Annotated in this window: 30 protein-coding genes; 14 read left to right on the forward strand and 16 right to left on the reverse strand. The window is 60.3% G+C overall.

Features of this window, described 5'->3' with window-relative positions:
- Positions 1-55: 55 nt before the first annotated feature.
- The 5 genes from IHQ71_RS14450 to IHQ71_RS14470 are packed head-to-tail and all read left to right on the forward strand — an operon-like array spanning position 56 to position 4,511.
- Positions 56-871: a cytochrome c oxidase subunit II gene (locus tag IHQ71_RS14450; protein WP_258162661.1), complete on the forward strand. Its 816-nt coding sequence runs from the start codon at positions 56-58 to the stop codon at positions 869-871.
- A 56-nt stretch (positions 872-927) separates the two neighbouring features.
- Entirely contained in the window at positions 928-2,706 is a 1,779-nt protein-coding gene (locus tag IHQ71_RS14455) for a cytochrome c oxidase subunit I (RefSeq protein ID WP_258162662.1), read from the forward strand.
- Entirely contained in the window at positions 2,703-3,407 is a 705-nt protein-coding gene (locus tag IHQ71_RS14460; protein ID WP_258162663.1) for a cytochrome c oxidase subunit 3, read from the forward strand. The genes IHQ71_RS14455 and IHQ71_RS14460 overlap by 4 nt, the downstream gene beginning before the upstream one ends.
- Before the next feature lie 12 nt (positions 3,408-3,419).
- Positions 3,420-4,142 carry a heme-copper oxidase subunit III family protein gene (locus IHQ71_RS14465; protein ID WP_258162664.1) on the forward strand — a complete coding sequence of 241 codons (723 nt, stop codon included), beginning with the start codon at positions 3,420-3,422 and terminating at the stop codon, positions 4,140-4,142.
- Between the two features lie 9 nt (positions 4,143-4,151).
- Positions 4,152-4,511, forward strand: coding sequence for a cytochrome C oxidase subunit IV family protein (locus tag IHQ71_RS14470; RefSeq protein ID WP_258162665.1), 360 nt, complete (start codon positions 4,152-4,154; stop codon positions 4,509-4,511).
- Positions 4,512-4,613: 102 nt separating this feature from the next.
- Here IHQ71_RS14470 and rfbA read toward each other — a convergent pair whose 3' ends face one another.
- The 7 genes from rfbA to IHQ71_RS14505 form a co-directional block, all read right to left on the reverse strand.
- Positions 4,614-5,486, reverse strand: coding sequence for a glucose-1-phosphate thymidylyltransferase RfbA (gene rfbA, locus IHQ71_RS14475; RefSeq protein WP_258162666.1), 873 nt, complete (start codon positions 5,484-5,486; stop codon positions 4,614-4,616).
- An 11-nt stretch (positions 5,487-5,497) separates the two neighbouring features.
- Positions 5,498-6,382, reverse strand: coding sequence for a dTDP-4-dehydrorhamnose reductase (gene rfbD / locus IHQ71_RS14480; RefSeq protein ID WP_258162667.1), 885 nt, complete (start codon positions 6,380-6,382; stop codon positions 5,498-5,500).
- A 3-nt stretch (positions 6,383-6,385) separates the two neighbouring features.
- Positions 6,386-7,441 carry a dTDP-glucose 4,6-dehydratase gene (gene rfbB / locus IHQ71_RS14485; RefSeq protein WP_258162668.1) on the reverse strand — a complete coding sequence of 352 codons (1,056 nt, stop codon included), beginning with the start codon at positions 7,439-7,441 and terminating at the stop codon, positions 6,386-6,388.
- A gap of 21 nt (positions 7,442-7,462) precedes the next feature.
- On the reverse strand, positions 7,463-8,017 hold the full coding sequence (gene rfbC, locus IHQ71_RS14490; protein ID WP_258162670.1) for a dTDP-4-dehydrorhamnose 3,5-epimerase: 555 nt from the start codon (positions 8,015-8,017) through the stop codon (positions 7,463-7,465).
- Between the two features lie 21 nt (positions 8,018-8,038).
- A complete protein-coding gene (locus tag IHQ71_RS14495; RefSeq protein WP_258162672.1) occupies positions 8,039-9,049 on the reverse strand; it encodes an NAD-dependent epimerase in 1,011 nt (336 codons plus the stop codon).
- A 175-nt stretch (positions 9,050-9,224) separates the two neighbouring features.
- Complete coding sequence (locus tag IHQ71_RS14500) at positions 9,225-9,728, reverse strand: cupin domain-containing protein (RefSeq protein ID WP_258162673.1); 504 nt, start codon at positions 9,726-9,728, stop codon at positions 9,225-9,227.
- A 59-nt stretch (positions 9,729-9,787) separates the two neighbouring features.
- Positions 9,788-10,300: a hypothetical protein gene (locus IHQ71_RS14505; RefSeq protein ID WP_258162674.1), complete on the reverse strand. Its 513-nt coding sequence runs from the start codon at positions 10,298-10,300 to the stop codon at positions 9,788-9,790.
- Between the two features lie 105 nt (positions 10,301-10,405).
- Between IHQ71_RS14505 and IHQ71_RS14510 the strand changes: the two genes are divergently transcribed.
- Complete coding sequence (locus IHQ71_RS14510) at positions 10,406-10,849, forward strand: hypothetical protein (protein ID WP_258162675.1); 444 nt, start codon at positions 10,406-10,408, stop codon at positions 10,847-10,849.
- On the opposite strand, the gene IHQ71_RS14515 is transcribed toward IHQ71_RS14510, so the two are convergent.
- Positions 10,846-11,643 (reverse strand): anti-sigma factor, encoded by a 798-nt coding sequence (locus tag IHQ71_RS14515; RefSeq protein WP_258162677.1) that lies wholly within the window; start codon positions 11,641-11,643, stop codon positions 10,846-10,848. The genes IHQ71_RS14510 and IHQ71_RS14515 overlap by 4 nt on opposite strands.
- Before the next feature lie 5 nt (positions 11,644-11,648).
- Positions 11,649-12,179: an RNA polymerase sigma factor gene (locus IHQ71_RS14520; protein WP_258162678.1), complete on the reverse strand. Its 531-nt coding sequence runs from the start codon at positions 12,177-12,179 to the stop codon at positions 11,649-11,651.
- 104 nt (positions 12,180-12,283) lie between these two features.
- Here IHQ71_RS14520 and IHQ71_RS14525 point away from each other — a divergent pair, with 104 nt between their 5' ends.
- Entirely contained in the window at positions 12,284-13,609 is a 1,326-nt protein-coding gene (locus IHQ71_RS14525) for a S8 family serine peptidase (RefSeq protein ID WP_258162680.1), read from the forward strand.
- 4 nt (positions 13,610-13,613) lie between these two features.
- Here IHQ71_RS14525 and IHQ71_RS14530 read toward each other — a convergent pair whose 3' ends face one another.
- The 4 genes from IHQ71_RS14530 to IHQ71_RS14545 all read right to left on the reverse strand — a co-directional run bounded on the left by IHQ71_RS14530 (position 13,614) and on the right by IHQ71_RS14545 (position 16,750).
- On the reverse strand, positions 13,614-13,895 hold the full coding sequence (locus tag IHQ71_RS14530) for a PqqD family protein (RefSeq protein ID WP_258162682.1): 282 nt from the start codon (positions 13,893-13,895) through the stop codon (positions 13,614-13,616).
- Complete coding sequence (locus tag IHQ71_RS14535) at positions 13,882-14,775, reverse strand: hypothetical protein (RefSeq protein ID WP_258162683.1); 894 nt, start codon at positions 14,773-14,775, stop codon at positions 13,882-13,884. Before IHQ71_RS14535 ends, IHQ71_RS14530 begins: the two co-directional genes overlap by 14 nt.
- 73 nt (positions 14,776-14,848) lie before the next feature.
- Entirely contained in the window at positions 14,849-15,112 is a 264-nt protein-coding gene (locus tag IHQ71_RS14540; RefSeq protein ID WP_258162684.1) for a hypothetical protein, read from the reverse strand.
- 207 nt (positions 15,113-15,319) lie between these two features.
- Positions 15,320-16,750 (reverse strand): MFS transporter, encoded by a 1,431-nt coding sequence (locus IHQ71_RS14545; RefSeq protein ID WP_258162685.1) that lies wholly within the window; start codon positions 16,748-16,750, stop codon positions 15,320-15,322.
- A gap of 233 nt (positions 16,751-16,983) precedes the next feature.
- On the opposite strand from IHQ71_RS14545, the gene IHQ71_RS14550 reads away from it, so the two are divergent.
- On the forward strand, positions 16,984-18,537 hold the full coding sequence (locus IHQ71_RS14550; protein ID WP_258162686.1) for a S10 family peptidase: 1,554 nt from the start codon (positions 16,984-16,986) through the stop codon (positions 18,535-18,537).
- A gap of 13 nt (positions 18,538-18,550) precedes the next feature.
- Here the strand turns inward: IHQ71_RS14550 and IHQ71_RS14555 are convergent, their stop codons facing one another.
- Together IHQ71_RS14555 and IHQ71_RS14560 are read right to left on the reverse strand one after the other, a co-directional pair.
- On the reverse strand, positions 18,551-20,521 hold the full coding sequence (locus tag IHQ71_RS14555; RefSeq protein WP_258162687.1) for a calcium-binding protein: 1,971 nt from the start codon (positions 20,519-20,521) through the stop codon (positions 18,551-18,553).
- Positions 20,522-20,692: 171 nt separating this feature from the next.
- On the reverse strand, positions 20,693-21,385 hold the full coding sequence (locus tag IHQ71_RS14560; RefSeq protein WP_258162688.1) for a superoxide dismutase: 693 nt from the start codon (positions 21,383-21,385) through the stop codon (positions 20,693-20,695).
- Between the two features lie 121 nt (positions 21,386-21,506).
- On the opposite strand from IHQ71_RS14560, the gene IHQ71_RS14565 reads away from it, so the two are divergent.
- The 4 genes from IHQ71_RS14565 to IHQ71_RS14580 all read left to right on the forward strand — a co-directional run bounded on the left by IHQ71_RS14565 (position 21,507) and on the right by IHQ71_RS14580 (position 24,473).
- Positions 21,507-21,980, forward strand: a complete 474-nt coding sequence (locus IHQ71_RS14565; protein WP_258162689.1) for a group II truncated hemoglobin — start codon at positions 21,507-21,509, stop codon at positions 21,978-21,980.
- An 87-nt stretch (positions 21,981-22,067) separates the two neighbouring features.
- Complete coding sequence (locus IHQ71_RS14570; protein ID WP_258162690.1) at positions 22,068-23,198, forward strand: class II histone deacetylase; 1,131 nt, start codon at positions 22,068-22,070, stop codon at positions 23,196-23,198.
- Positions 23,199-23,200: 2 nt separating this feature from the next.
- Complete coding sequence (locus IHQ71_RS14575; RefSeq protein ID WP_258162691.1) at positions 23,201-24,019, forward strand: SDR family NAD(P)-dependent oxidoreductase; 819 nt, start codon at positions 23,201-23,203, stop codon at positions 24,017-24,019.
- 85 nt (positions 24,020-24,104) lie between these two features.
- Positions 24,105-24,473 (forward strand): hypothetical protein, encoded by a 369-nt coding sequence (locus tag IHQ71_RS14580; protein WP_258162692.1) that lies wholly within the window; start codon positions 24,105-24,107, stop codon positions 24,471-24,473.
- Between the two features lie 7 nt (positions 24,474-24,480).
- On the opposite strand, the gene IHQ71_RS14585 is transcribed toward IHQ71_RS14580, so the two are convergent.
- On the reverse strand, positions 24,481-24,711 hold the full coding sequence (locus IHQ71_RS14585) for a hypothetical protein (protein ID WP_258162693.1): 231 nt from the start codon (positions 24,709-24,711) through the stop codon (positions 24,481-24,483).
- 189 nt (positions 24,712-24,900) lie between these two features.
- On the opposite strand from IHQ71_RS14585, the gene IHQ71_RS14590 reads away from it, so the two are divergent.
- Both IHQ71_RS14590 and IHQ71_RS14595 read left to right on the forward strand, forming a co-directional pair.
- Entirely contained in the window at positions 24,901-25,071 is a 171-nt protein-coding gene (locus IHQ71_RS14590; RefSeq protein ID WP_258162694.1) for a hypothetical protein, read from the forward strand.
- Positions 25,072-25,159: 88 nt separating this feature from the next.
- The gene (locus tag IHQ71_RS14595; protein ID WP_258162695.1) at positions 25,160-26,086 is read left to right on the forward strand and encodes a DMT family transporter; all 927 of its coding nucleotides are present in this window, start codon (positions 25,160-25,162) and stop codon (positions 26,084-26,086) included.
- The last annotated feature ends 26 nt before the right edge of the window (positions 26,087-26,112 follow it).

A 26,112-nucleotide genomic window follows, 5' to 3' on the forward strand; every position in this document is an offset into this window, starting at 1 on the left:
AAATTCTCTTGCCGGATCATGTGCGATGGCGTCGTGACCGGGTCAGGGGGGCAGAATGGCCGTAGTGCTGCTTCTCGTCGTGGTGGTGGTTGCTTCCATCGTGTTCCACCTGCTGAGCCCGTGGTGGTGGACGCCGATCGCGTCAAACTGGAGCTATATCGACGATACCATCGTGATAACCTTCTGGATCACCGGCGTCGTCTTCTCGCTTGTCGTATCCTTCATGGCCTATTGCGTCTGGCGCTTCCGGCATCGCCCTGGAAATGTCGCAGCCTACCAGCCCGAGAGCCGCCGGCTCGAATCGTGGCTTGCCATCGGTACCGCGATCGGCGTGGCAGCCATGTTGGCGCCCGGCCTCATCGTGTGGAAACAGTTCGTGACCGTGCCCTCCGATGCCTCCGCCGTGGAGGTACTCGGCCAGCAATGGCTATGGAGTTTCCGGCTTCCCGGAACGGATGGAAAACTTGGCCGGGCCGATACGCGCGCGGTCAGCGCCGATAACCCTGTGGGGGTGGATCCCGGCGATGCGGCAGGCCTCGACGACGTCATCGTCCAGAGCGGTGAACTGCATCTGCCCATCGGCAAGCCGGTTCACATCCTGCTCCGCTCGACGGACGTTCTGCACGACTTCTATGTGCCCGAATTCCGGGCGAAAATGGACATGATCCCCGGCAGCGTCACCTATTTCTGGTTCACCCCGACGCGCACGGGAACCTTCGAAATTCTATGTGCGGAACTCTGCGGTGTCGCTCACTCGCAGATGCGGGGCACGGTCGTCGTCGAAGACGAGGCCACCTATCAAGCCTGGCTGCGCGAGCAGCAGACTTTCTCGCAGATGACCGCATCGGTGGAAAATCCGCCGGCGGACTGAAGCCGCCGGCTTGGGCATTGGGATGTGAGACGCCGGGAGGAACCGGGAGGAAGAATATGGTTGATGTCCGAACGGGCGATGAAGCCATCATACAGCCCGCCGAAGTCGAGGATGTGGAACTCTACCATCCGAAAAGCTGGTGGACACAATATGTCTTCAGCCAGGATGCCAAGGTGATCGCCATCCAATATGCGCTGACCGCCACGGCCATCGGCGTGGTGGCGCTGGTGCTTTCCTGGCTGATGCGGCTGCAGCTCGGATTTCCCGGCTACTTCACTTTCATCGATGCCGAACGCTACTACCAATTCATCACCATGCACGGCATGATCATGGTGATCTACCTGCTGACCGCACTGTTTCTCGGCGGTTTCGGCAACTATCTCATTCCGCTGATGGTGGGCGCCCGCGATATGGTGTTCCCCTATGCGAACATGCTCAGCTACTGGATTTACCTGCTCGCCGTGCTAGTGCTGGTCGCCGGCTTTTTTGCGCCGGGCGGGCCGACAGGCGCCGGATGGACGCTCTATCCGCCCCAGGCGGTGATGTCGGGCACGCCTGGCGGTCGAGACTGGGGCATCGTCCTGATGCTGTCGTCGTTGATCCTGTTCATCATCGGCTTCACCATGGGCGGCCTGAACTATGTCGTGACCGTGCTGCAGGGCCGCGCGCGCGGCATGACACTGATGCGCATGCCTCTGACCGTCTGGGGCATCTTCACCGCGACGGTGATGGCGCTGCTCGCCTTTCCGGCACTGTTCGTCGCTGCCGTCATGATGCTGTTCGACCGGCTGCTCGGGACGAGCTTCTTCATGCCGGCGATCGTCGAGATGGGGGAGCAGCTCAAGCATGGGGGCGGCAGCCCGATCCTGTTCCAGCATCTGTTCTGGTTCTTCGGCCATCCCGAGGTCTATATCGTGGCGCTTCCGGCCTTCGGCATCGTCTCGGACCTCATCAGCACGCATGCACGCAAGAACATTTTCGGATACCGGATGATGGTCTGGGCGATCCTCATCATTGCGGTGCTGAGCTTCGTCGTCTGGGCGCATCATATGTATGTCAGCGGCATGAATCCGGCCTTCGGATACTTTTTCGCCACCACCACGCTCATCATCGCGGTGCCCACGGCGATCAAGGTCTACAATTGGGTTCTGACGCTCTGGCGCGGCGATATCCATCTGACGCTGCCGATGCTTTTCGCGCTCGCCTTCATCGTCACCTTCGTCAACGGCGGGCTGACGGGGCTGTTTCTCGGCAATGTGGTCGTCGATGTGCCGCTCTCCGACACGATGTTCGTCGTGGCGCACTTCCACATGGTGATGGGCGTGGCGCCGATCATGGTGGTCTTCGGCGCCATCTACCACTGGTATCCAAAAATCACGGGGCACATGCTCGACGAGGTCATGGGCCAGATCCACTTCTGGGTCACGTTCGTCGGCGCATACGCGATCTTCTTTCCCATGCACTATATCGGTTTGCTTGGCGTGCCGCGCCGCTATTACGAACTGGGCGAGATGTCCTTCATGCCGCCTTCGGCGCATACCCTAAACGAGTTCATCACCATCGTTGCGCTGATCGTCGGCGCGGCGCAGGTGCTGTTCCTGTTCAATCTGGGTTGGAGCCTGACACGTGGCAAGCCGTCGGGCGGCAATCCATGGCGCGCCACGACGCTCGAATGGCAGACGCCGCAGACACCGCCGGCGCATGGAAACTGGGGCAAGGAACTGCCGGTCGTCTACCGGTGGGCCTATGACTACAGCGTGCCCGGGGCACCGGAGGATTTCATCCCGCAGAACCAGCCCGGGCTCAGCCCAATGACGCGCGAGGCGGCATCATGACCGTCATGCTGATCTTCCTCGCGGGCATCGCGGCGGTCGTCATCTGGTGGATGACCCGCCAGCGCCTGACATCCCGGCCGTGGCTGGAGGTTGGACACCTCGAAAAGCCGGCCATCGGGGAGCGCCCGCCGATGGAACCGGCCAAGATCGGTCTCGGCGTGTTTCTGGCAGTCGTCGGCTCTCTCTTCAGCCTCTTCATCAGCGCCTACCTCATGCGCGTCGGGGAAAGCGAGTGGTGGTCGACGCCGCTTCCCCGTCAGCTCTGGCTGAACACGGCGGTGCTGATCTTGAGCAGCGTCGCTCTGGAATGGGCGGGGTTCGAAACGCAGCACGGTCGCGCCAATACGATGAGGCTCGCTCTCTTTGTTGCCTTTGCGCTGGCGGTCCTCTTTCTCGCCGGTCAGATCCTCGCATGGCGCGAATTGACAGCCGAAGGCTACGGTCTGGCGGGCAATCCGGCGAGCAGCTTCTTCTACGTGATAACGGGCATGCATGGCCTTCACATCCTCGGCGGGCTTTTGGCGCTTGGCCGAACGATGATCAAGGCACGGGGCAGCGAGGTGACATCGGGTATGCGCCTCGGCGTCGAATTATGCACCACCTATTGGCATTTCATGCTTGTCGTCTGGTTGATCCTGCTCGCGCTCTTTGCCGGCTGGGCGCGGGATTTCATCGAGATTTGCGGGCAATTGCTCTCATAGGGAGTATCGATCGTGTCGCAGACTGCCGAAACTCACGCAACCGGACCCATTGTACGGCCCGCTGGGCTGCGCGGCGTTGCCGCGGATCTGTCCTCGGACCAGCGCGCGTTCAAGAACGTGTCCTGGGGGAAGGCCATGATGTGGATCTTCCTGTTGAGCGACACATTCGTCTTCGGGTGCTTTCTGCTCAGCTACATGACGGCTCGCATGTCGACCCTGGTCCCCTGGCCCAATCCGAGCAAGGTCTTCGCGCTCACCATTGGCGGCCACGAGATCCCGCTCATCCTGATCGCGATCATGACCTTCGTGCTCATCAGCAGCAGCGGCACCATGGCCATGGCCGTCAACTTCGGGTACCGCAGGGACCGGCGCAAGACTGCGGCGCTCATGCTGCTGACCGCCATCCTCGGCGCCGCCTTCGTCGGCATGCAGGCGTTCGAATGGTCGAAGCTGATCCATGAAGGCGTGCGGCCCTGGGGGAACCCCTGGGGGGCGGCGCAATTCGGCTCGTCCTTCTTCATGATCACAGGCTTTCACGGCACCCATGTCACCTTCGGCGTGCTCTTTCTCCTGATCATCGCACGCAAGGTCTGGCGGGGGGATTTCGACACGGAGCGACGGGGCTTCTTCACCAGCCGCAAGGGCAATTACGAAGTCGTCGAGATCATGGGCCTCTACTGGCACTTCGTCGATCTCGTCTGGGTGTTCATCTTCGCGTTTTTCTATCTCTGGTGAGGTGATGCGATGTCAGAAACGACAGTGGATTCCGGGGTGACGCACACGGCAGCGACGTCCACCCAGCAGCATCCGATCAAGCTCTATCTCGTGGTTTGGGGCTGGCTTTTCATACTCAGCGCCTGCTCCTACATGGTCGACTATTTCGGCATCCAGGGCTACCTGCGCTGGTCCCTGATCATCGTCTTCATGATGCTGAAGGCAGGACTCATCGTCGCCGTCTTCATGCACATGGCATGGGAGCGGCTTGCACTTGTATACGTGATCCTGCTTCCGCCTATCTTGGTGCTCGTCTTCGTCGCACTGATGATTTCGGAGTCGAACTATACGAGCTTAACCCGCCTGTTGTTCTTCAGCGCCGGGGCCTGAGGCTTGGTTCCTTCGCGTGACGGTGCCCGCGAACCGATCGGCGCCGACGCCTAAGGATGAAAACCCTAGCGGGCAGAGATGACAGTCCTGTTTTGGTACGAGCTATGACCAATCCTTCAGCACGAACCTCAGATAGCGCCCATAGTCGCTCTTGCCGAATTTCAAAGCGAGCGCCTCGAACTCCGCTTCGGATATGAAACCCTGCCCCAAGGCAATCTCTTCCGGGCAGGCGATCTTGAATCCCTGGCGTTTCTCCAATGTGCGCACGAATTCGCTCGCCTCGAGCAGGCTGTCGGGCGTTCCGGTATCGAGCCAGGCATAGCCCCGCCCCATGATGGAGACGTCCAGTTCGCCGCGTTCCAGGTAGATCCGGTTGACATCCGTGATCTCGAGCTCGCCGCGCGACGACGGCTTGAGGTTGGCGGCAATGTCGATGACCTGAGCGTCGTAGAAATAGAGCCCCGTCACCGCCCAGTTGGATTTCGGCTTTTGAGGCTTTTCCTCGATGGAGAGAGCCTTCATCTTGTCATCGAATTCGACCACGCCGTAGCGCTCGGGATCGACGACATGGTAGGCGAAGACATTGCCTCCCCTGCCCTTTGCCTTCGCAGCATTCATCAATTCGGGCAGTCCATGACCGAAGAAGATGTTGTCGCCGAGGATAAGGCATGAGGGCGATGCGCCGATGAAGTCCGCGCCGATGATGAAGGCCTGTGCCAAACCATCCGGGCTCGGCTGCACCGCATAGGACAACGAGATACCCCACTGGCTGCCATCACCGAGCAGCTTCTGGAAATGCGGCATGTCATGCGGCGTCGAAATGATCAGGATTTCGCGGATGCCAGCCAGCATCAACGTGGTCAGCGGATAATAGATCATCGGCTTGTCATAGACCGGCAGGATTTGCTTGCTGATCGCAATCGTCATCGGATGCAACCGCGTTCCGCTGCCGCCGGCAAGTATGATGCCCTTCATGCAGTTCTCCCTTAGACATCCGACAACAGGCGCCTGATGACACGATCCGCCGACCCTCGCCAGTACGGCAATTGAATTTCATATCGTTGCTGCAGCTTCTCGCCAGACAGCCTCGAATTTCCCGGACGCCGGGCCGGCGTCGGATAATCCGCAGTCGTGATCCGGTTCACCTTTACCGGCGTCCTGCCCGCGGCTACGGCTGACCTGAAGATATGCTCGGCAAAATCGGCCCAGCTCGCCTGGCCCGATCCGGTGAGATGAAAGATACCGCGAAGGTCTGATGAGGGCTCCGCTGCAAGTTTCGCGGCCACGGCGATGATCGCTTCGGCGATGTCCAGCGCCGACGTCGGGCAACCGATCTGGTCCGCGACCACACCGACCTCTCCCCGCGTCTCTCCAAGCCGGAGCATAGTCTTGACGAAATTGTTACCGAACGGGGAATAGACCCATGCCGTGCGGAAGATCACGTGATCTGGCGTTGCAGAAGCAACAAGCCGCTCTCCTTCGAGCTTGGATGCGCCATAGACCGACGCCGGCCCGACCTCGTCATCCTCGCGATAGGGCCGATCCAGCGAGCCGTCGAAGACGTAGTCCGTCGAGAGATGAATGACCGGAACACCCAGCCTTGCCGCCGCTTCGGCAACCGCCCCGGCACCCGCAGCATTGACTGCAAAAGCTAGGCCCGGTTCGGACTCGGCCTTGTCCACAGCAGTATAGGCAGCGGCGGAGACAACGATATCCGGCTTCGCCCGGGAGATTGCTTCATACACTGTCGAAGCATCTTGCAGGTCGAGTTCCGCACGCCCCACGAGAACGATCTCGACGTCCCTATCGGGTCCGATCTCGGCCAGCGATTGCGCCACCTGCCCCTGCTTGCCGGTCACCGCGATCCGCATCGATCAATCCTTCTTCAAGACGCCCAGTCGCTCGCCGGAATAGACCTTGTCGCGAAGCGGCTTCCACCACCAGCCGTTCTCGATATACCAGGCCACGGTTTTCTCTATTCCCGTATCGAACGTCTCCAGCGCCTTCCAGCCCAACTCGGTTTCCAGACGCGTTGCATCGATGGCATAGCGTGCATCATGACCGGGACGGTCGGTGACATAGTTGATCAAGCGCTCGTGCGGACCGCCGGATGGATTGTGCCGGTCCATGATTTCGCACACGCGGCTGACGACGTCGATGTTGCGGCGCTCATTGCGGCCACCGACATTATATTTCTCGCCCACCTGCCCCTTCGAAGCAACCAGGTCAAGCGCGCGTGCGTGGTCCTCGACATAGAGCCAGTCACGGATATTCACGCCCTGGCCATAGACCGGCAGCGGCTTTCCCTCGAGCGCATTGAGAATAATGAGCGGGATCAGTTTTTCCGGGAAATGATAGGGTCCGTAATTGTTGGAGCAATTGGACACGACGACGGGCAGGCCGTATGTCCGCTGCCAGGCGATTGCCAGATGATCGCTGGCCGCCTTGGAGGCGGAATAGGGTGACGACGGATCATAGGGCGTCGTCTCGTGAAACAGTCCTTCGTCGCCAAGAGAGCCGTAGACTTCATCTGTCGACACATGCAGGAAACGGAACGCGTCCCTCTCGGCGCCCTGCAAGCCGTTCCAATAGCGACGCGCGGCTTCCAGCAACTGGAACGTCCCCATGACATTGGTCTGGACAAAATCGGCAGCACCTGTGATCGAGCGATCGACGTGGCTCTCCGCCGCAAGGTGCATCACGCGATCTGGCCGGAACTCCGTGAACGCGGCATGCATGGCCACGCCATCGCAGATGTCGGCCTTGAGAAAACGATGGTTCGGGGCATTCTCGATGGTCTTCAGCGATGCAAGATTGCCGGCATAGGTCAGCTTGTCGACGTTGAGCACCTCAGCGCCGACGTCTCTTACGAGATGGCGAACAAGCGCCGATCCGATAAAGCCCGCCCCGCCTGTCACCAATATACGCATGATATTCCCATCACATGGATGTTAGTCGAAAAGGTCCTGGAGATCATTTAGCACAGGCAGTTTCCGATCCTTGTCCGAAAGCTGGGCCTCTCCTTCGCGGATCCGCCAATCGATGCCAAGTGCCGGATCGCTCCACAACAGCCCTCGGTCGTGCGCGGGACTGTAGCGGGAGGTCACCAGATAAAAGACTTCCGTGTTCTCGACAAGCGTGACGAAGCCATGCGCAAAGCCGGGTGGCACCCAGAGTTGATGCCCATTCTCCGCAGTCAGTTCCGCTGAGACATGCTGCCCGAACGTCAGCGACGACCGGCGGATATCGACGACAACATCGAGGATAGCGCCCTTCAGGCAGCGCACGAGCTTGCCCTGCGCCATGGGCTCCAGCTGAAAATGCATCCCGCGAACCGTACCCTTGGCTGCCGACATCGACTGATTGTGCTGGACGAACTCCACCGGCCCAGCATTCTCCAGGAAAAGATCGGCACGAAATGTCTCGGCAAACCATCCGCGCGTGTCGCCGATACGCTTCGGCACGATCAACAAGGGTCCGCAAATGTCGAAGGTCTTGAATTCCATGATCTATCCCCGCTTGCGCCGCTATCGCATGATCTCGGCACGATACCAATCGACGAAGGCCTTCACGCCCTCCTCCACATCAACCTGTGGCGTAAATCCGGTCAGCGCATTGAGCAGCCCGGACGACGCATAGGTGCGCGGCACATCGCCTTGCTGCATCGGCAACAACTTGCGGATTGCCGGCTTGCCGATGGCCCGCTCGATCGTCTCGACGAAGCGGATAAGCTCGACCGGGTGACCGTCGCCGATATTGACGACGCGGAAGGGCGCCTGGAGGGACAATGTATCACACACGCCATCCACGACGATGCGGTTCCCTTCATCCGGCACGATCCCGATCAGCCGGACGATCCCTTCGACGAGATCATCGACATAGGTAAAGTCACGGCTCATCTTGCCTTCGCCATAGATCTCGATCTCGCGGTCATGCAGGATAGCATCGACGAATTTGAAGAGCGCCATATCGGGCCGGCCCCAGGGACCATAGACCGTGAAGAAGCGGAATGCCGTGGTCGGGATATCGTAGAGATGCGCATAACTGTGCGCCATCAATTCCATGGATTTCTTGGTCGCCGCGTAGAGCGTCATCGGCTCGTCGGCGCGGTCGTCTTCGGCAAAGGGGATTTTCTCGTTCGCGCCATAGACCGACGAGGAAGATGCGAGAAGCAGGTGAGCAGGGCGGATGTGCTTGGCGACTTCCAGCAGGTTCCACGAGCCGATCAGATTGGAATCGACATAGGCCTTGGGGTTTTCCAGGCTGTAGCGGACGCCGGCCTGTGCCGCGAGATGAATGATCGCGTCGGGCTCGGCTTCCTGCGCGGCAGCCAGCAGCGCGTCCTTGTCCTCCAGCACGCCGATCACCGGGCGGAAGCGTTCGTAACGCCTGAGAATCGCGTGGCGCCGCGCCTTCAACGATACGTCGTAATAGGGGGTCATGCCATCGAAACCGGTGACGGAGTGCCCATCGTCCAGGAGCCGCTTAGCAAGATGGAACCCGATGAAACCAGCGGTTCCCGTCACGAAATATCTCAATGCGAACTCCCTGTCGTCCAGCCGACCGTCGGGTACGCTTGACTAAGGATGGCGGACCCGCCCGTTGTCCTACATAAAAAATCGCAGCGAACAACCTCTTCGCTGCAAGATTGTCCGCAAAGGCTGTGAACCCGGGTTCAAAATCCGTTCGAGAGCAAGTGCGCTTTAGGACGTTTCACTCGTGCGATTTCCATAGCTTCACAAGAGCGCCATCTCGCCCTTCGATGGGATCGGTCCGCGGTAGAGCCACCGCTTTGATGGCTGCAAGCCCTGCCTCACCTGGATCAGCCGTGCGGATGTCGGCATGCTGACCCGGCGGATAGCCGCCGACAACCAGGAAATCGTCGCTCGCGCTCAACCGCATATGTCCGGTCCCCGCAGGCAGGACCAGGCAGTCGCCCGAACCGACTTTCATCTTGCGTCCGGCAGGTCCGCCGATCAGCAAGTGCGCCTGCCCGCGAGCAATACCCAGCACTTCATGGGCATGTGTGTGATAATGCTGATAGGAAAACACGCCGTTGCGCCACAGGCCCTGCCAGCCGTTCTGCCTGAAGCTTTCCTCAAACTCGGCCGCCATGTCGGCATGCAAGGGCAATGCCCGGCGATAGATAAGCACAGGCAAAGTCGGATTGTTGGGAACCCAATCACTTCGCTCGAACAGTGTGCTTTCGACAGTCATGCCTGATTTTCCGATAATGCTAACCGGCTCTTCCCCATCAGCTCGCAAACAGCGGGCGACTACTCCCGTACCAGATTGATTTCACTGGTGACCACGCGCTTTCCGCTTTCCGGATCGACATCTACAGTCGTCAGCTTCATGCCATTGTCGCCGACCTTGCGCACTTTCAATTCCGCACGGCGGTCGCCATTGACCTCCTTGGCCCACCTGATCGTCAGGTTGATCTGGTTACCCTCGCGCGATCCCGCCAGATTGGCGGGGCCCGTTCCCGCGCCCAGGTATTGGCCGTGATACCGGCCGCCGTCCGTCTTCAGGTCGACGGAGATCGATCGGCTGACAACCAGCAGACCGCGGCATTTGCCGTCGAGAGAAAGCGCGGTTTCGATTCCGTTCGACTGGAAATTACAAGTCACGTTGATCGGGTCACGATTGGTCCTGATCTTGACCATGCCGCCTCCCGACCATTGTCCATCGAGCGAATTGAGGAATTCGGCTTCATTGGCCGCCTGAAGCGATGTTGCACCGCCAACAAGGACTGCGGCCGCGAGGGTGAGAAATGGAAGCTTTCGCATGACTGTCTCCTTTTGCCAAGCAACCGCCGAGTCGAGGCTTTGTTCCGGAAATCGGAACTTCCCTCGCTGGCACACGTTAAGGCGGCAACACAAAAGGAGGCCGTCATGGCAGCGAAAATCGGAGAAAAGGTACCCCTGGCCGTAGTCGGCAAGGATGGAACGAAAGTTGGCGATGATGGTCAGGAGAACATGATGACGAATGAGGAACGGCAGACCGCGATCCAGCACCTGAACGAGCAGCTCAAGGCGCTGCGCGAGCAGGTCGAAACGCTGAGCGGGTCGCTGGCCAAGATGGGCAACAAGGCTGGCCGAGCGGTAGCGCACTCCGCAGGCACAGCGACGGATACGGTCACCACGACCGTGCGGACTTATCCGTTCTATGCGGTGCTCGCAGCCTCGGCCGCAGCCTTCGTGCTTGGCAGGCTCAGCGTCGCGCCGGCGCAGAGTGCCCCCGATCGCGCTTATGATCAGTTGCGGCATCGCCTGCGGGATCTCGCTTCCCATCTGCCACCGAACGTGGTCGATAGCATTCGCTCCTCGATCCGCTAGCGCCGGATCGAACGAAGTGCTTCCTCCTCAGCCGTACCATCGAGCGGCGAACCTGCGTGAATGGAGGCAAGATAAGCATCGATCGTCTCGGCGGCACCCGCCGGGGCATACCCTTCTTCAGGCTGCGCCGAAGCCATCAACAGATGCGTCTGCCAGCGGTCATTGTCCAGGCACGCGATTGAAATCACGCCCTTCGCATTGGCTTCGCGCAGCTTGTATTCGCGGCATAGCGTGCCATCTTCCAGCTTGAAGCTGAGCACTGGTTCCAGCGTGCGGCCCGATGCCTGCAAATCGACATGGCCGCCGGATGGAATTTCCGAGAGCGCCTTGATGATCGCGGGATCCTGGATCGAAGCGAATTCAGGCTGCACCTGAGCAGGCATCGTCACGCCGGCGACATAGCCGCCGGCCGCTCCGATCATCAGCACGATGCAGGCTGCGAGCGGCGCGAACCATGGCGGCGTCCTGAGCCCAGGACGTTTTTTGAGCCAAGGCGCGAGCTCAACGATATTCTGTTCGGGCGCCTTCTGCGTTCGGGCCTTCAGCGCCCTTGCCTCAGCGTCGCGCTCGATCATCGCATCGACCGATAACCTGAGTCCGGGCGGCACCGGCTCGCTGATCAGAGGCTTCATGGACTGCGCAACCTTGGTACGCGTGGCACGAAACATCTCGACACGCGCCGCGATCGCGGGGCTGCCCGCCATGGCACGCATCACGCGCGCGATCGTGATCTCGTCCGCCTCCCCGTCGGCAAAGGCCATCAATGTCTCATCGTCAAAATCCGCTGTGGTCATCTGCCTCAACCTTTCTCATCCGAAGAACGGTCCTTGCCTTGAATTATTCCACTCGCAATCGCGAGATTTTTCCGGGCTCGCGCCAATCGGCTCATTACTGTACCGATCGGCAGGTCGAGCATGTCGGCAGCGTCCCGGTACGAGAAATCCTCGATGCAGACCAGAACGAGCACCTCGCGCTGGTCGGCGGAAAGGCTTGCCATCGCCGTGGCCACTTCCTTCAGTTCCATCCGCGCCAGCGCATCGCCTTCGCCGCCGACGCCGAGGACGGCCGCGTGATTGTCTATTTCCTCGCGCGGACCGGCAGTCCGGATCCGCCGCACCTGGTCGATCCAGAGATTGCGGATGATACGGAATATCCAGGCATCGAATCGGGTGTCAGGGTCGAAGCTCTCCTGATGCGCAAGCGCACGCTCGCAGGCTGTCTGGACCAGATCGTCGGCGATATCCGGCGAACCGGTGAGCGAGATGGAGAAGCGACGCATATTGGGTAGGAAGCCGATAAGCCGTGCACTGAACGAAATTACCTGAGACATGGCTACCTCCTCCGCCAGATTCTTTGCGCTCTCACGGAATAAATCGTCTGCCACAACGTTTGACCGGAACAGCTGTCCCTCAAGCCTGACCGGTTGAACGCATCATGACCAAATCTAGCAAACTTTGGAATAGCGTGATCGCAATGCTGGCAGCGGTCGCCTTCACGATGACCGATTTCGACGAGCCTGGCATGACGCCCTCGATCAGCTCGGCTTACGCCGACGATGATGGCGGCGGTGGCGGCAGGGGTGGCGGACGCAACCGCGATCGTGGCGAACGCATCGACGATGACCGCCCGGCGATCTTCGAACTCTTCCGCAAGCGCCGACCGCGTCAGCGGCGTGCTTCGCGCGCCGAGACGCGTCCTGCGCAATACGAGCCGGGCATGCTGATCGCGAGCGGTCTCAGCGACGATACGATCGCGACGCTCACTGCGGGCGGCTACCGGATCGTCGAGCGCCACCGCCTGGCGCTTGAAGACACCGACATCGTCAAGCTCCAGGTTCCGCGTCGCATGACGCTCAATGCCGCGCGGCTGGCGGTGCGCGCGGTCGCACCAGCCGCACTGGTCGATTTCAATCACTACTACCGGCCGGACGCCCGGCAATGCATCGGCGAGCGCTGCCTCGTCCGCCATATCGCGGGTTGGCCAGAGGACTCGAACTCGCTCCGGTGCGGCCCGGCCCAACCGATCGGCCTTATCGACACGCAGATCAACACGGCGCATCCCTCGCTCGCCGCAAGCCGCATCACATCCATGCCCCTGATAGAGGGAGAAGCGGAGCGCTCTGGTGCCAAGCATGGCACGGCGGTGGCGGCCCTTCTCGTCGGCAAGGGCGACGTGACGGGTTTGCTGCCTGGTTGGGAACTGATTGCTGTCGATGCTTTCCGCAAAGGCGATATCGCCGCCGGCCTCGATCTCGTGCGGGCCATCGATATCCTGGCATCCCGTGAAATCGGCGTCATCAACATGAGCCTTTCGGGGCCGGACAATGCGCTTCTGCACAAGGTCATTGCCGATGCGCAGGCCCGGGAGATCGTTCTCGTTGCCGCAGCCGGCAATGACGGCCCGCGCGCCAAGCCGGTTTATCCGGCTGCCTACCCTAATGTGATCGCCGTGACCGCCGTGGACCATAACAAACGGATCTACCGGCGCGCGGCGCAGGGCGGCCATATCGATATCGCGGCGCCCGGCGTGAATGTCTGGACCGCAGCCTCCGTCAGCGGGCAGCGACCGCGCAACGGCACATCCTTCGCCGCGCCCTTCGTCACCGCCGCCGTAGCGCTGATCAAGGCGAACAATCCCGGCTTCTCCAACGAAGAGGTTCGTATCGTGCTCGAAAACCAGACCGACGATCTCGGCACACCGGGCCGCGACGATGTGTTCGGCTGGGGATTGCTCGACATAAGCGGCCTCTGCCGGAGTTGAAGTGTCAGCGCGCATGCTGGATCAACCCGAAATCTTCGAACTCGGCAAATATCTCATCCACATCCATGGCGATGCGCCGGGCCGGAACACCCGGAAAGGCCTGCTTCAATATCCGCTTGGTCTCGGCAATTGAAGCCGGCGTCTGCAATAACGACCAGATTCCCGCGCCGATTGGCGCCAGCGCATGGATCGCCTTGCCCTCCTGATCGATAAGGAAAAGAACGTCGTCCACACGCTCCTCGCGCACAGAACGATAGCGGACGAATTGCCGGCTAGGCGCTGGCATGTTCCCTCTCCCTTGCTGGATTCGACGCATCGCCGAACGTTTTGGCGAGAAGAGCCACCGCCTCCTCGGGATCCGAATAGGCCAGCACGCGGCAATCCGCGGCGCGGACCAGCGTTCTGAAGCAATCGAATATGCGTCCGGGATCACCGAGCGCGCCGAAATTGCGATCGATCAGCGCCTTTAGCGCAGCGCTGTCGGGCGCATGCGAAATTGACGCCTTCATACCCTTGCGGCGATCGAGGATCACCACGCCGCCGATAGGGAAACGCTCACCATAGGGAGCGATCTGCCCTTCGATGAGGGAAACATATCGCCAGCGCTTGTCGGAAAGCCCGGCTTGGCGGCCGATAAAATCCACGAAACCCGGTCCGAAGGATGGGTGAAGCGGCAGCCGCATGCGCGGTAACAGGCCCAACGCGATGGCTTCGCTCGTGCCTCCATCGATCGCCACGACATCGTCGCCCAGCAATCGAAAACCGCTCTGCACGCAATGAAGCGCCAGCGTGCTTTTTCCGGCCTTTTGAATAGCGGGAAAGAGCACAGCCTTGCCGCCGAACTCCACAGCCGCCATGTGGACGCAGAAATGCGCCGGGTTCCGGTCGGTAAACCAATCGATGAATTCATAATGAAAATCGCAGACCGCTTCCATCAGGTCGAGGCTTGGATTGTCATCGCGGCGATTGCGACCCTTGAGCCAGGGCGTGTTCCAATCGTAGATGCCTCCCGCCCGGCAGAATGTGACATAGGCGGGAATGGCCGGATCGTGAGGCACTTCGCTCACCTCCCAACCCCGCAGGATGGATGCGAATCCCTTCGCAACCTCTCGGCAGTCGACGAAATCGACCGGCTCGCCGTAAATCTCGAAGCGATGGATGGTCATCTCTGAAACTCGTCTTGACGAAGAAATCGCGGCCGGTCGCGACCGGCCGCGTCTGTCTCACGTGCAGCAGCTATCAGCTGCGGCGGGAACGCCTGCTGCGCCGCGACCGTCTCGACCTCTTCGATCGCCTGCTGCGCCGGCCCTTGCCGGTGTTCTTGCCCGACTTCTTGCCGGAACCGCCGCGCCTACCTGCTTCCGCCTCGCTCAGCGTCAGCAGAGCAGGTGCCGCATAGACCGCGACAGTCGCAAGTCCAAGCTTCAGAAGGGCCGAGCGGCGGGACAGCGAAATCTGCTCGCCGTCGGTCGTCTCGATATCCGGGTTCTTCTTGTCAGTCATCTTCTGTCCTTCCAATCGATTTTCGGCGCATTTGGATTTGCACCCAGTTGTCGTGTGGACGCTGGCCAACTGGCCAGCTATTGACGAGAAGCGGCCTGGAAACCCCCGGGGTTCGCGTTTCCACGCTGCTTTCGAGGGGAAGAACGGAAGATCGCGTGCCTTATTCCCCGCACGCGGAGAAAAAATGTCAGGAAGATTGTGGGTGGCTCAGCCGGCTTTGCGAACCGGGCTGATTGAAATGGCGGCACAGCCTGCCGACAACAGTGCAAGCACGGCAGCGCCGGCCATGACGATGGCATACGCGGACTGCAGAGATGCCGCATCGATCTCGGTGAGATCGGCGCCGCCGAACGCCAGCCCGATCGCGGCCACCGCAAGGAGGCCGCCACCGCGCGCAGCCGCATTGTTGATCCCCGAACTGGTGCCGCTCGCTTCTTCCGGCGTGCCGTCGAAGATCGCCGCCGTCAAGGGTGGAATGCTGATCGTCATGCCAAGACCGGAGAGGAGCAGGCCGGGAAATGCACCGATCCAGTAGCTCTCAATGTGCCCCGTCAGGGCGAGGATACCGAATCCGGTCGCGGCGAGCGCCGGTCCTGCGATCAGCGGCGTCCGCTTGCCTAGCTTGCCAGAAAGGCCGCCTGCCCAGCGCGAACCGAGCCCGATGATTACCGAGAACGGCAACAGTGCGGCACCAGCGGCCGTGGCGCTATAGCCATGCACCTTGACCAGCAGGAAGGGTAGAATGAAAAGCGCTCCACTGAGTGCGGCATAAAGCAGGACGGTGACCGCATTGGCGCCCGAAAAATTCGGGTTCTTGAACAGCGACAGAGGCATTATCGGCGCCTTCGACCGGCTCTCCACGACGAGGAACAAGATGCCCGCGACGATCGACGCTCCAAGCGTGGCGAGGCCCGTCGCGGCGCTTCCGTCGCCGAGCGCCACCAGACCGTAGCTGAACAACCCGAGCGTCAGGACCGCTAGCGCCGAGCCCGCCCAATCCAGGCGCTTCGGTTTCTCGGGTCGGCGGTCGGCAGGCAGTTTCAATGCGAGCACCAGCGCAAGAAGCGCGATCGGCGGATTGATGAAGAATATCGAGCGCCAGCCTATCACATCCACCAGCCAGCCGCCGAGCGGCGGGCCAAGCGCGGTCAACAGGCCGGCGGACGCAGCCCATATGCCAATCGCGCGATCGCGTTCCGCCTCCGGATAGGCGGCGCCGATAATCGCAAGGCTCGTAGGCATGAGCAGTGCCGCGCCCGCGCCCTGGGCCAGCCGCGCCCAGACCAGCATCCCGGCACTCGGCGCCATGCCGCACCAGAAAGAGGCAGCGGCAAACAGGATAAGCCCGAGGATGAAGATCCGCCTCCGTCCATAACGATCGCCAAGCGAACCACCGAGCAGTATGAGGCTAGCGAGCGTCAGCATGTATCCGTTGACGACCCATTGCATGGTTGCAAGGTTCGATTGCAGCGACGACTGCATTGCCGGCAATGCGACATTCACCACCGATCCATCGATGAAGCCCATGCTGGAGCCAAGGATTGTAACCGGCAGAACCCAGCGGAGAACGGCCGGCGAAACAATGGGCGGCGGAGCGGAATCCGACGCTTCGCCAGGTGCGGATGCTGATTTATCCATGGATGTCTTTCAGGTGGGCCCGAGTCCCGTAGGTCTCGACCTCTAGCTACCATCCAGATTGCAGCGACGGCAAGCGGGCTTGCCCCGTTCGGCGCAAGGTTTCGTTCGGCGCCAGACCCAGTTGCAGGCAGCGCACCCGGGTTCAAAACCGGGATCAACATTAATTGAGTGTCCCGGGCCTGAATGCCGCCTTAGAGTTCGGGCAACCGTATCGAAACGGAGACCGAATCCAGATGAAGCTTCGCGCATTGCTGCCCCTGGTCGTCACGGCGACCGCACTTATGCTCACGCCGGCCTACGCCGAGAACGCGCGGGATGGCGCGTCGGCCAACGCTGAGACGAAGCGGGACAGTGCGCCGGCGTATGCTGGGACGGCACGGGATAACACGCCCGCCGAGGGAGTACTCAAACTCCTGCCGGCCAATGCCGAGACCAGCCACGTCCTGAAGACCGCAAAACGCGAAATCGCCTACATCGCGACAGCGGGCACGCTCGATCTCTTCGGCCAGGACGGCAAGATTTCGGCCAAGATTTTCTACACCGCCTATGTGGCGAAGGATTCCACCGGCAAGCGTCCCCTCACCTTCGCCTTCAATGGCGGGCCGGGCGCCGCCTCCGCCTACCTTCATCTCGGCCTGGTCGGACCGCGCGTTCTCGATTTCGGCCCCGGCAACGACGATGGCGCGACACCTGAGTTGAAAGATAATCCCGACAGCTGGCTCGACTTCACCGACCTCGTCCTGATCGACCCGGTCGGCACCGGCTGGAGCCGGGCCGCAAACAATTCCGACAATTTCTACAGCGTCAGGCAGGACGCCGAGACGATTGCCAAGGTCATCGCACTCTACACCCAGCACAACAACCGCACTTCCGCGCCAAAATATCTGCTCGGCGAAAGCTATGGTGGCTTCCGTGCGGCCAAGGTCGGAATGGCGCTGAAAAACACTCAGGGCATGCTGATCTCCGGCATCATCATGGTCTCGCCGCTGATCGAAGCACGGCTGATTTTCGGTGCAACCGATTATCCGCTTGGCGCCGCATTGCAGCTTCCATCCATCGCTGCGGCGGAACTCGAACGCACAAACACATTCAGCCCCGAAGCTGTCGCCAAGGCCGAACACTATGCGATGACCGACTACATGGTCTCGCTGGCCGGCGCGACGCCATCCGGACCGGACGGCGATGCGTTCTATTCGAAACTCGCCGAAATGACCGGCATTGACCGTGACAAGATCGTCCGGGCCGGCGGCTTCGTCGGCGACGTTTTCTCGAAAACCGAAGACGGCCGGATCGCAAGCCCTTATGACGCAGGCTACACGGCACCGGATGCCTATCCGGAAACGCCGCTGGACCGCTCCGATGACCCGGTGCTCGATGGCTTCACCCGTGCATATGGTTCAGTCTTTGCCGGTTACGCCCGCAACGAACTCAACTATGCCTGCGATATGACCTACAACCTGCTGTCGCTCGATGTGAACCGCCGCTGGAACTGGGGCGAAGGACGCGAGAGCTCCCGCGCCGATGCCGGCGCCTCGAAAGATATCCGCGACCTCCTGTCCGCCATTCCAAGCTTCAGGCTGATGGTGATGCACGGTTACAGCGACGTGCTGACGCCCTACGGCGCCAGCCGCTACGTGCTCGACCACCTGCCCCCGACACTCGCCAAAGGGCGGACGGAACTCACCAAGTATCGCGGCGGGCACATGTTCTACACGCGGGCTGATTCACGGACCGAGGCGAGCCGGGATGCGCGGGCGTTCTATGCGGGCGGCGCCAGCACGGAATAGCAACCTCGTTGCGTCAGAACCAATAAACTTGATCGGTGAAACGGAGCTTCTCGATATCCTTGATCGTATCGGTGCCATCGTCGCCTACGTTGTCGGTCACCTGATAGGTTTTCGATTCCTCGTCGTAGGAGATCGCATAATTGGCAAGCGCGCCGCTGAAGACTGCGCCGTCGACGCCCTTCCCGCCATCGATGAAATCGTCGCCCTTGCCGCCGTCAAGAATATCGTTGCCATTCAAACCCGACAGGCTGTCATCCAGGGCGCCGCCGATCAAGGTGTCCCCGGTAAGGTCACGGCCGATCAGTGTGAGTTGTCCCGCCGTTACACCGGAACCGTCAATGAGCACAGGCGGATCATCTGGCGTAAACCCGTCTTTCGAGTCCGAAAAATCGATGATCCATGAAGACTGGCGAGCAAACATCGCATCCGTCAGCTCGAATATGGCGGTGTCTATAAATTCGACTTCCAGCCTCTCGATATTGATCAGGCGACTCCAATCGACTAACCTGGCTTCGAACACAACGAACGTGTCGAAGCCCTCGCCCCCGTCGAAATCGACATCCATCTTATGGCTGCTGGGCCAGCCTTGCAAAACGTCATTGCCCTTGCCGCCGTCAACGAATAGTGACGTTCCATAGGCCATGACGAAATCATCGCCCGCGCCGCTCAGCACCGTCCCTCCCAGCGCATCGCTAACCCAGATAGCATCTCCGTCAACACCACCCAAAATCGTATGTACCCCTCCGAACACATTGATTCTGTTCAGGCCGGCCCCGCCATCGATAAAGCCATATCCGCCGTTAACCCAGATTTCGTCATTGCCCTCACCGCCAAGTAGAGTGTCGTGGCCCTCATCGCCGGAACCCACGGTGCTAACCCTCAGCGTGTCGTTGCCGGCTCCGCCGTCGAGCCAGTCGGCGCCTCTCTTGCCGGCCAGTTGGTCATTTCCACCCCGCCCTATGAGGATATCGTTGCCGTTGCCACCCGCAAGCTTGTCGTTGCCTGCACCGCCTGTACGGGTGAACCCCAAGACTTCCACATGATAATCAAGGTCGTCAAAACGGAGGAGTTCGACATTGCTGATCGTGTCGGTTTCGCCGGGGCCCACATCAGTTACAGTCACGATGCCCTTTTTGAAGTCGTATGCGATGGAGTAATCCGCAAAATCTCCATCGAACAAAGCTATGTCTTCTCCGCGGCCCCCGTCGATCCTGTCGTCTCCGTCACCGCCCTTGAGTATATCATTCTTCCAGTCGCCAAAAAGCACATCGTCAAGAGAGCCGCCGACCAAAGTGTCGGCACTGCGAAAAGAGCCAATCAGTTCAACGGTGCCTTTGGTAACAGCTGACGCGTCCAGTTGCGTGCCGGAAATTCTCCAATGTTCGTTGTGCTCGAAGATGGTATCGCTGATGATGAACTTCGCGTAATCGACTTCGCATTCGATGCTTTCAACATTCAATACGCGGCTCCAGTCGACGTCCACTGTGGAGGGATCCCAAACCGTAAACCCTAACGTGTCAAAACCTTCCCCGGCGTCTATCGAGAGATTGCTGTTACCGTTGGCGTTCTGTAGGACGATCGTGTCGTCCCCTGTGCCGCCCGTGATGCTCGCGACGCCGCCGGCAAGAGTGCCGAGCGAAATAAGATCACGACCGCCGCCGCCGTCAAAAAGACCAGTGGCGACGCTGGCGTAGAGACGGTCATTACCCGCGCCACCAACGAGGGTAAATATACCGTACACGGCGCTAAGAATATCATTACCCTCTTCGCCGTAAAGTTCACTGTCTCCTTCTGTATCATGCAGGTAATCGTCGCCACGCCCGCCGTACAATACATCATTTCCAGCACCGCCCGCGATGCTGTCATTGCCGCCATAGCCGCGAACGATGTCATGGCCTTCCAGTCCCCAGATCCAATCGACGCCGGAACTGCCCGCAAGTGTATCGTCTCCCTCCGAACCATATAATTTACGCCTGCTCGCCATAAATCCTCACCCCCCGCACGCCAAACTTTTAATAAACAACAACCAGCATCACAGCTCAAAGATGCATCTGATCGCATATTTGATGCAAGTGGAAATTTGTGCTGTGCAGGCATTTCGAGAACCCGCCCGGCCGCCGCTGAAGCGGTTGGGCAATGGTGAGCAACAGTTTCCCTATCCCGCAGCTACCCTGTCAGCCACGACCCGCCAGTTGACAATATTATTCATCACCGCCTTGATGTGCTCGGGCTTGCGGTTCTCGTAGTCGAGATAATAGGCGTGCTCCCAGATATCGATGCCGAGATAGGCGGGGCGGCCGACGGCGATCGGGTTGTTGCCGTCTTCGTAGCCGACCAGCGCCAGCTTGCCATCATCGTCGCGGGTCAACCAGACCCAGCCGGTGCCGAAGACCGTATCGGAAACCGAGACGACCTTTTCCGCTAATGCATCGTAGCCGCCAAATGTCTCGTCGATCATCTTGGCGAGATCGCCTTCCGGATTCTTGGGCCCGCCGGGCGCGAACTGATCCCAATAGGCCACGTGGTTCCAGGCCTGCGCAGCATTGTTGAATATCTTCTTGTCGGCGTCCTTGCCCGCAGATGCCTTCACAATCTCGACAAGCTCCATGTCCGCATAGGGCGTGCCCTTGGCCGCCTCGTTCAGCGTATCGAAATATTTCTTGTGGTGCTTGCCGTAATGAAGGCCGACCGTCCGCGCGGAAATGTGCGGCGCCAGCGCATCCTCGGCGAAAGGCAGCGGCGGCTGTTTCAGCGGTAATGCGGCGCGCAAGACATGCGGCGTCCCGATGATTGCGGCACTGGCGACGACGGTCGTGGCTGTCAGAACGGTGCGGCGGGTGACATGCATGGCGGATCTCCTCGTTTCCTGATCGATGATCCGCAAACTAACAAGGCTCAAAATGTTTCCATCACCACCGCTTGATAGCGTCCATGCATCTCCATATCTTTCCGCCAAAGGGAGATCAATTTTGACAGTACCCACACTCTACGAATGGATCGGTGGCATCGATGCGCTCGACCACCTGACCGATGAATTCTACCGCCGCGTCCATCAGGACGAACTGCTCTCGCCGGTCTTCGCCGGCATGGACGCGGGCCATCCCCGACATGTCGCCATGTTCCTCGCCGAAGTGCTGGGTGGGCCACCGCTCTATTCGACGGAGCGCGGCGGCCATCCTGAAATGGTCCGCCATCACCTAGGCAAGCATCTGACCGAAGCGATGCGCCGGCGCTGGATCAACCTGCTGCTCGACACCTATACCGATCTCGAATTGCCGGCCGATCCGGAATTCGCCTCCGCCCTGGTCGGTTATCTCGAATGGGGCACGCGGCTGGCGGTAATCAACTCCGCTCCCGGCGCCAAGGTCTGGGAAAATGCACCGATGCCCAAGTGGGGCTGGGGCGAGACCGGCGGGCCATTCATTCCGAAGAAGAAGGCCTAGTATTCGAACCATCAGACCCGTTGGCTCTTCCGACATTGGGCGCCGCCCGTGCTATGAACGAGTCTCTTTGGCGAGGAGGATTCGGAATTGGCGGCGAGCGTATCGGGAACCGGCTTCTGGTGGGACGAGAAATGTTTTTGGCACTCCGGCGGGTCCTACGCCTTTATCATGCCTGTGGGCGGATTGGTGCAGCCGCTCGTGGCAGGGGGTTTACCTGAGAACCCCGAGACGAAGCGGCGTCTCAAGAATCTCATGGAAGTCACGGGATTAATTCGGCAATTGCAAGTCTCTACTGCGCCTCTCGCCACGGAGGAGGAACTGCGCCGAGTCCATCCGGCTTCGTATGTCGGTGCTTTCAAGCGGCTTTCCTCGGAAAAAGGTGGCGAACTGGGCGAGCGTACGCCATTCGGACCTGGCGGTTACGAAATCGCCGCCCTCTCGGCCGGTCTCGCATCCGAGGCGCTTCGCACGGTTCTCAAGGGCGAGCAGCGAAACGCCTATGCCCTGTCGCGTCCGCCGGGACACCATTGCCTGCCCGATAAGCCGATGGGCTTCTGCTTGCTTGCCAATATCGCCATCGCGATCGAGGCAGCGTTCGCCGAGAAGCGCGCAGCTCGCATAGCCGTCATCGACTGGGACGTCCATCACGGCAACGGAACCGAAGGAATCTTCTACCAGCGCGACGACGTGCTGACGATCTCGCTGCATCAGGAAAACAACTATCCGCGTGACTCCGGCAAGGTGGAGGATCGCGGCGCCGGACGCGGCGAAGGCTACAATATCAACGTGCCCATGGTTCCCGGCACCGGCCATCTTGGCTATCTCCATGCCTTCGAACGGATCGTGCTGCCGGCGCTGCATGCCTACAAACCGGACGCGATCGTGGTTGCCTGCGGCTTTGATGCCTCGGGCGTCGATCCGCTCTCGCGCATGCTCGCCTCCTCCCGTACATTCCGCGATATGACACGACTGACAATGCAGGCGGCGGACGAGCTCTGCGGCGGCAGGTTGCTGCTGGTCCATGAGGGCGGCTATTCCGAGGCCCATGTGCCCTTTTGCGGACATGCCGTGATCGCGACGCTTGCCGGCTCGTCGATCGACGCGCCGGACCCGTTGGAGACAAGGCTCGACTTCCAGCAGCCGAATGCCGATTTCGTCGCTTATCAGAAGGCGCAGATCGACCGGATGGCGGACATATTTGCTGCGCGGAGGTTCTGAGCATGCGTTTCAAGGACAGGATCGTGCTGGTCACCGGCGGCAATTCCGGTATCGGCCGGGGCATAGTACATCGCTTCATCGAAGAAGGCGCGCGTGTCGCCTTCGCTGGGCGCAACCTCGAAAAGGGCGCCCGGGTCGAGGCGGAAGCGGCGGCGCTTGGGGGTCGCGCGACTTTCTTCCCGTGCGATCTGGCCGATGAAGCTGATGTGCGCGACCTGATCTCGAACATCGCCGATTGGGGCGGCCTGCATGTCGTGGTCAATAATGCGGGCATCGGCTCACGCCGCTCCGGTATCGAGGAGAACGATGCCCCGGGCGCACGTTGGGACAAGATGCGCGGGCCGAACCTCGACTCCACCTATTTCGTCTCGTCCCATGCCCTGCCCCTGATGCGCGACAGCGGCGGTGCGATCGTCAACATATCCTCGACGGCGACGCTGCACGGCAATTGGGGCCTCTATTGCGTGGTCAAGGCGGCGGTCGAGGCGCTGACCCGCTCGCTTGCCGTCGAAGGCGCACCCTTCGGCATCAGGGCCAATTGCGTGAGCCCCGGCTGGATCGCCACCGATCTCGATGCGAGCGAGAACCCGACCGGCACAGCGAGCGGGCAATGGGAGCTTCCACCCGGCGTGCTGAACCGCATGGGCACGCCGGCCGAGATCGCCAACGCCGTGGCCTTTCTCGCTAGCGATGACGCGTCCTTCGTCACCGGCCAGACGCTGGTTGTCGATGGCGGACTATCAATCCTCGACTATACGTCGCTGAAACTCTTGGAGACGCGTGGCGCTAGTCTGTTTTCCGGAGCAGTGCGAAAGGATTGAGCGAATAACGCCGCGATGGCCAGTGCTAAACTATTGCTGGAACAAAATATCTCCCATCCGGTTGATCAGCCGAAGGAGAATGCAAATGCAGGAGATTCAAAACCCGCTGCAGCCCAAAATTCTGGTGATCCAGAATGAATTCGTCAGCGAGATGCGGCTGGCGCTTGAATATGCCGGCTTTGGCCTCAACGATCCATCGGCGATGAAGCAGCAGATCACCAGCATTCTCGAAAACCAGGCGATTTCGGCAGCAATCCTCGACACAGCGCTGGATCGGCAGGCGGCGACCTCGATCGCCGATATCCTGGTCGAACTCGACATCCCCTTCGTATTCGCGGGCAATGACAGCCAGTCAGAGCTTCCCGAGCGCGTGGCGGCTTACACGATGGCGCCCGATATGGCCAACCTCACCGTGATCGCGCACTCCTTGCTGGGAGCGCCGACGTTGCATTGACGTTGCATTAGTGAATGGCGAAACGCTCACGCGCCGCAGCGCGGCCCAGCGTTCTCAGTTCGAACGGATCGGTCAAGCCGTTGCGATATGCTTCCATCAGATAAGCGGCAAATTGCTCACGGCGCTTGGAAGACGGCGTGAACCACTCTTCGGCGGTCACTGATTCATAGACATGCTTGATCGTTTCAAACTGCTCGGGTCTTATCACGCAGGACGCAGCGTCAAGTGGGAAAGACATGGCTCTCCTCCTGTTCAAGATCCTCAAGGCGACGCACATTGCGCGTATTATATGGCATTTGCAAGATGCCTAATAGAGCGAACCCCCTCTTAACCCTTCATTCACCCTGTTTGCACGCGTTTTGCGCCGTTTTGGAACAGTTCGATCCAGCTGGCATTTTACAGCCACATGAGCCCGTGGAGATCCAGAATGCGCAGCAAAGCTAAGACGAATTTCAATCTCATATTCGACCCGATTTCCAAATCGGCATTGATTCATACAGGCGACCGGGTGATATGGCTTGCCGGTCCCTTCGCCACCTATCGTGATGCGATGTCGGCGGCGGCGCGGTCGATGACGAGTTCTGCAACGAAAAGATGAGCGCGAGCCAGACCGCGCCATGCATGTCGCGGTCGGGAAGGCAAAAATCTCCCGATAATGTAGAAGGGCGGCAGATCGGGAGACTAGCTTGCAGAATCGCGCCGCGCTTGGAATTGGCTATCTTTGCCTGGGGATTCTGATTTTCTCCATTCAGGATGCGATCATCAAATCCGTGTCGGGCGACTACGCCCTGACCCAGGTCGTATCCATTCGCTGCCTTGTCTCTGCGCCCATTCTTCTCGTCATGGTGCATTTCGACGGCGGCCTCAGCTCCCTGATCGGCCGGGAATTCTGGAAGCTCGTGGCCCGCTCAGCCCTGATGCTTGTGGCCTATACCACCTATTACATGGCGTTTCCGGCCCTGCCACTGGCCGATGCCGTGGCGCTGTTCTTTACCGTGCCGCTTTTCGCGATGGCGCTCGCCGCACCCATTCTGGGAGAGTCGATAGGCTGGCGCCGTATCACAGCTGTCGCGGTTGGCTTTGTCGGTGTCATGGTGATGCTCAGGCCCGGCGCCGGATTGTTCGAACCGGCCGCCCTGCTGTCGCTCTTCTCGTCCGTGACCTATGCGCTGGCAATGCTGATGGCCCGCAAGATGGGTACCGAGACATCGGCCCCCGTGATGGCCTTCTACCAGAACGGCGTCTATCTCACCGGGGCCTTGATGATCGCAGGCTTCTTCGGTGCGATAGGCGTGCACGAGGCCGGTCATCCCTCGATCGATTTCCTGATCCGTGGATGGTCGATGCCGAACACCCGGGATTTCCTGCTGATCGCCTCCTGCGGTGTCATCGCAGCGGTTGCCATGACCCTGCTCACCAACGCCTACCGCATCGCCAAGGCTAGCGTCGTCACGTCATTCGAATATACCGGCATGCTCTGGGCGCCGCTCTGGGGCTACCTGTTCTTCGGCGAGATTCCGCATCTCACGACCCTCGCCGGGGCCGGCCTTATCATTGCCGCGGGCATGTTCGCCCTATCGTCGCCGAGTGCCCGCGAAAACAAGCCTGCATAAGCAGCCGATGGACCGGCGATGCCCAT

Origin of the sequence: Rhizobium sp. TH2, assembly GCF_024707525.1 — a bacterium.
Lineage (GTDB): Bacteria > Pseudomonadota > Alphaproteobacteria > Rhizobiales > Rhizobiaceae > Rhizobium_E.

Coding starts and splice junctions, on each gene's coding strand:
- IHQ71_RS14450 (WP_258162661.1), top strand. CDS start 56: ATGGCCGTAGTGCTGCTTCTCGTCGTGGTGGTGGTTGCTTCCATCGTG.
- IHQ71_RS14455 (WP_258162662.1), top strand. CDS start 928: ATGGTTGATGTCCGAACGGGCGATGAAGCCATCATACAGCCCGCCGAA.
- IHQ71_RS14460 (WP_258162663.1), top strand. CDS start 2,703: ATGACCGTCATGCTGATCTTCCTCGCGGGCATCGCGGCGGTCGTCATC.
- IHQ71_RS14470 (WP_258162665.1), top strand. CDS start 4,152: ATGTCAGAAACGACAGTGGATTCCGGGGTGACGCACACGGCAGCGACG.
- rfbA (WP_258162666.1), bottom strand. CDS start 5,486: ATGAAGGGCATCATACTTGCCGGCGGCAGCGGAACGCGGTTGCATCCG.
- rfbD (WP_258162667.1), bottom strand. CDS start 6,382: ATGCGGATCGCGGTGACCGGCAAGCAGGGGCAGGTGGCGCAATCGCTG.
- rfbB (WP_258162668.1), bottom strand. CDS start 7,441: ATGCGTATATTGGTGACAGGCGGGGCGGGCTTTATCGGATCGGCGCTT.
- rfbC (WP_258162670.1), bottom strand. CDS start 8,017: ATGGAATTCAAGACCTTCGACATTTGCGGACCCTTGTTGATCGTGCCG.
- IHQ71_RS14500 (WP_258162673.1), bottom strand. CDS start 9,728: ATGACTGTCGAAAGCACACTGTTCGAGCGAAGTGATTGGGTTCCCAAC.
- IHQ71_RS14505 (WP_258162674.1), bottom strand. CDS start 10,300: ATGCGAAAGCTTCCATTTCTCACCCTCGCGGCCGCAGTCCTTGTTGGC.
- IHQ71_RS14510 (WP_258162675.1), top strand. CDS start 10,406: ATGGCAGCGAAAATCGGAGAAAAGGTACCCCTGGCCGTAGTCGGCAAG.
- IHQ71_RS14515 (WP_258162677.1), bottom strand. CDS start 11,643: ATGACCACAGCGGATTTTGACGATGAGACATTGATGGCCTTTGCCGAC.
- IHQ71_RS14520 (WP_258162678.1), bottom strand. CDS start 12,179: ATGTCTCAGGTAATTTCGTTCAGTGCACGGCTTATCGGCTTCCTACCC.
- IHQ71_RS14525 (WP_258162680.1), top strand. CDS start 12,284: ATGACCAAATCTAGCAAACTTTGGAATAGCGTGATCGCAATGCTGGCA.
- IHQ71_RS14530 (WP_258162682.1), bottom strand. CDS start 13,895: ATGCCAGCGCCTAGCCGGCAATTCGTCCGCTATCGTTCTGTGCGCGAG.
- IHQ71_RS14535 (WP_258162683.1), bottom strand. CDS start 14,775: ATGACCATCCATCGCTTCGAGATTTACGGCGAGCCGGTCGATTTCGTC.
- IHQ71_RS14540 (WP_258162684.1), bottom strand. CDS start 15,112: ATGACTGACAAGAAGAACCCGGATATCGAGACGACCGACGGCGAGCAG.
- IHQ71_RS14545 (WP_258162685.1), bottom strand. CDS start 16,750: ATGGATAAATCAGCATCCGCACCTGGCGAAGCGTCGGATTCCGCTCCG.
- IHQ71_RS14550 (WP_258162686.1), top strand. CDS start 16,984: ATGAAGCTTCGCGCATTGCTGCCCCTGGTCGTCACGGCGACCGCACTT.
- IHQ71_RS14555 (WP_258162687.1), bottom strand. CDS start 20,521: ATGGCGAGCAGGCGTAAATTATATGGTTCGGAGGGAGACGATACACTT.
- IHQ71_RS14560 (WP_258162688.1), bottom strand. CDS start 21,385: ATGCATGTCACCCGCCGCACCGTTCTGACAGCCACGACCGTCGTCGCC.
- IHQ71_RS14575 (WP_258162691.1), top strand. CDS start 23,201: ATGCGTTTCAAGGACAGGATCGTGCTGGTCACCGGCGGCAATTCCGGT.
- IHQ71_RS14580 (WP_258162692.1), top strand. CDS start 24,105: ATGCAGGAGATTCAAAACCCGCTGCAGCCCAAAATTCTGGTGATCCAG.
- IHQ71_RS14585 (WP_258162693.1), bottom strand. CDS start 24,711: ATGTCTTTCCCACTTGACGCTGCGTCCTGCGTGATAAGACCCGAGCAG.
- IHQ71_RS14590 (WP_258162694.1), top strand. CDS start 24,901: ATGCGCAGCAAAGCTAAGACGAATTTCAATCTCATATTCGACCCGATT.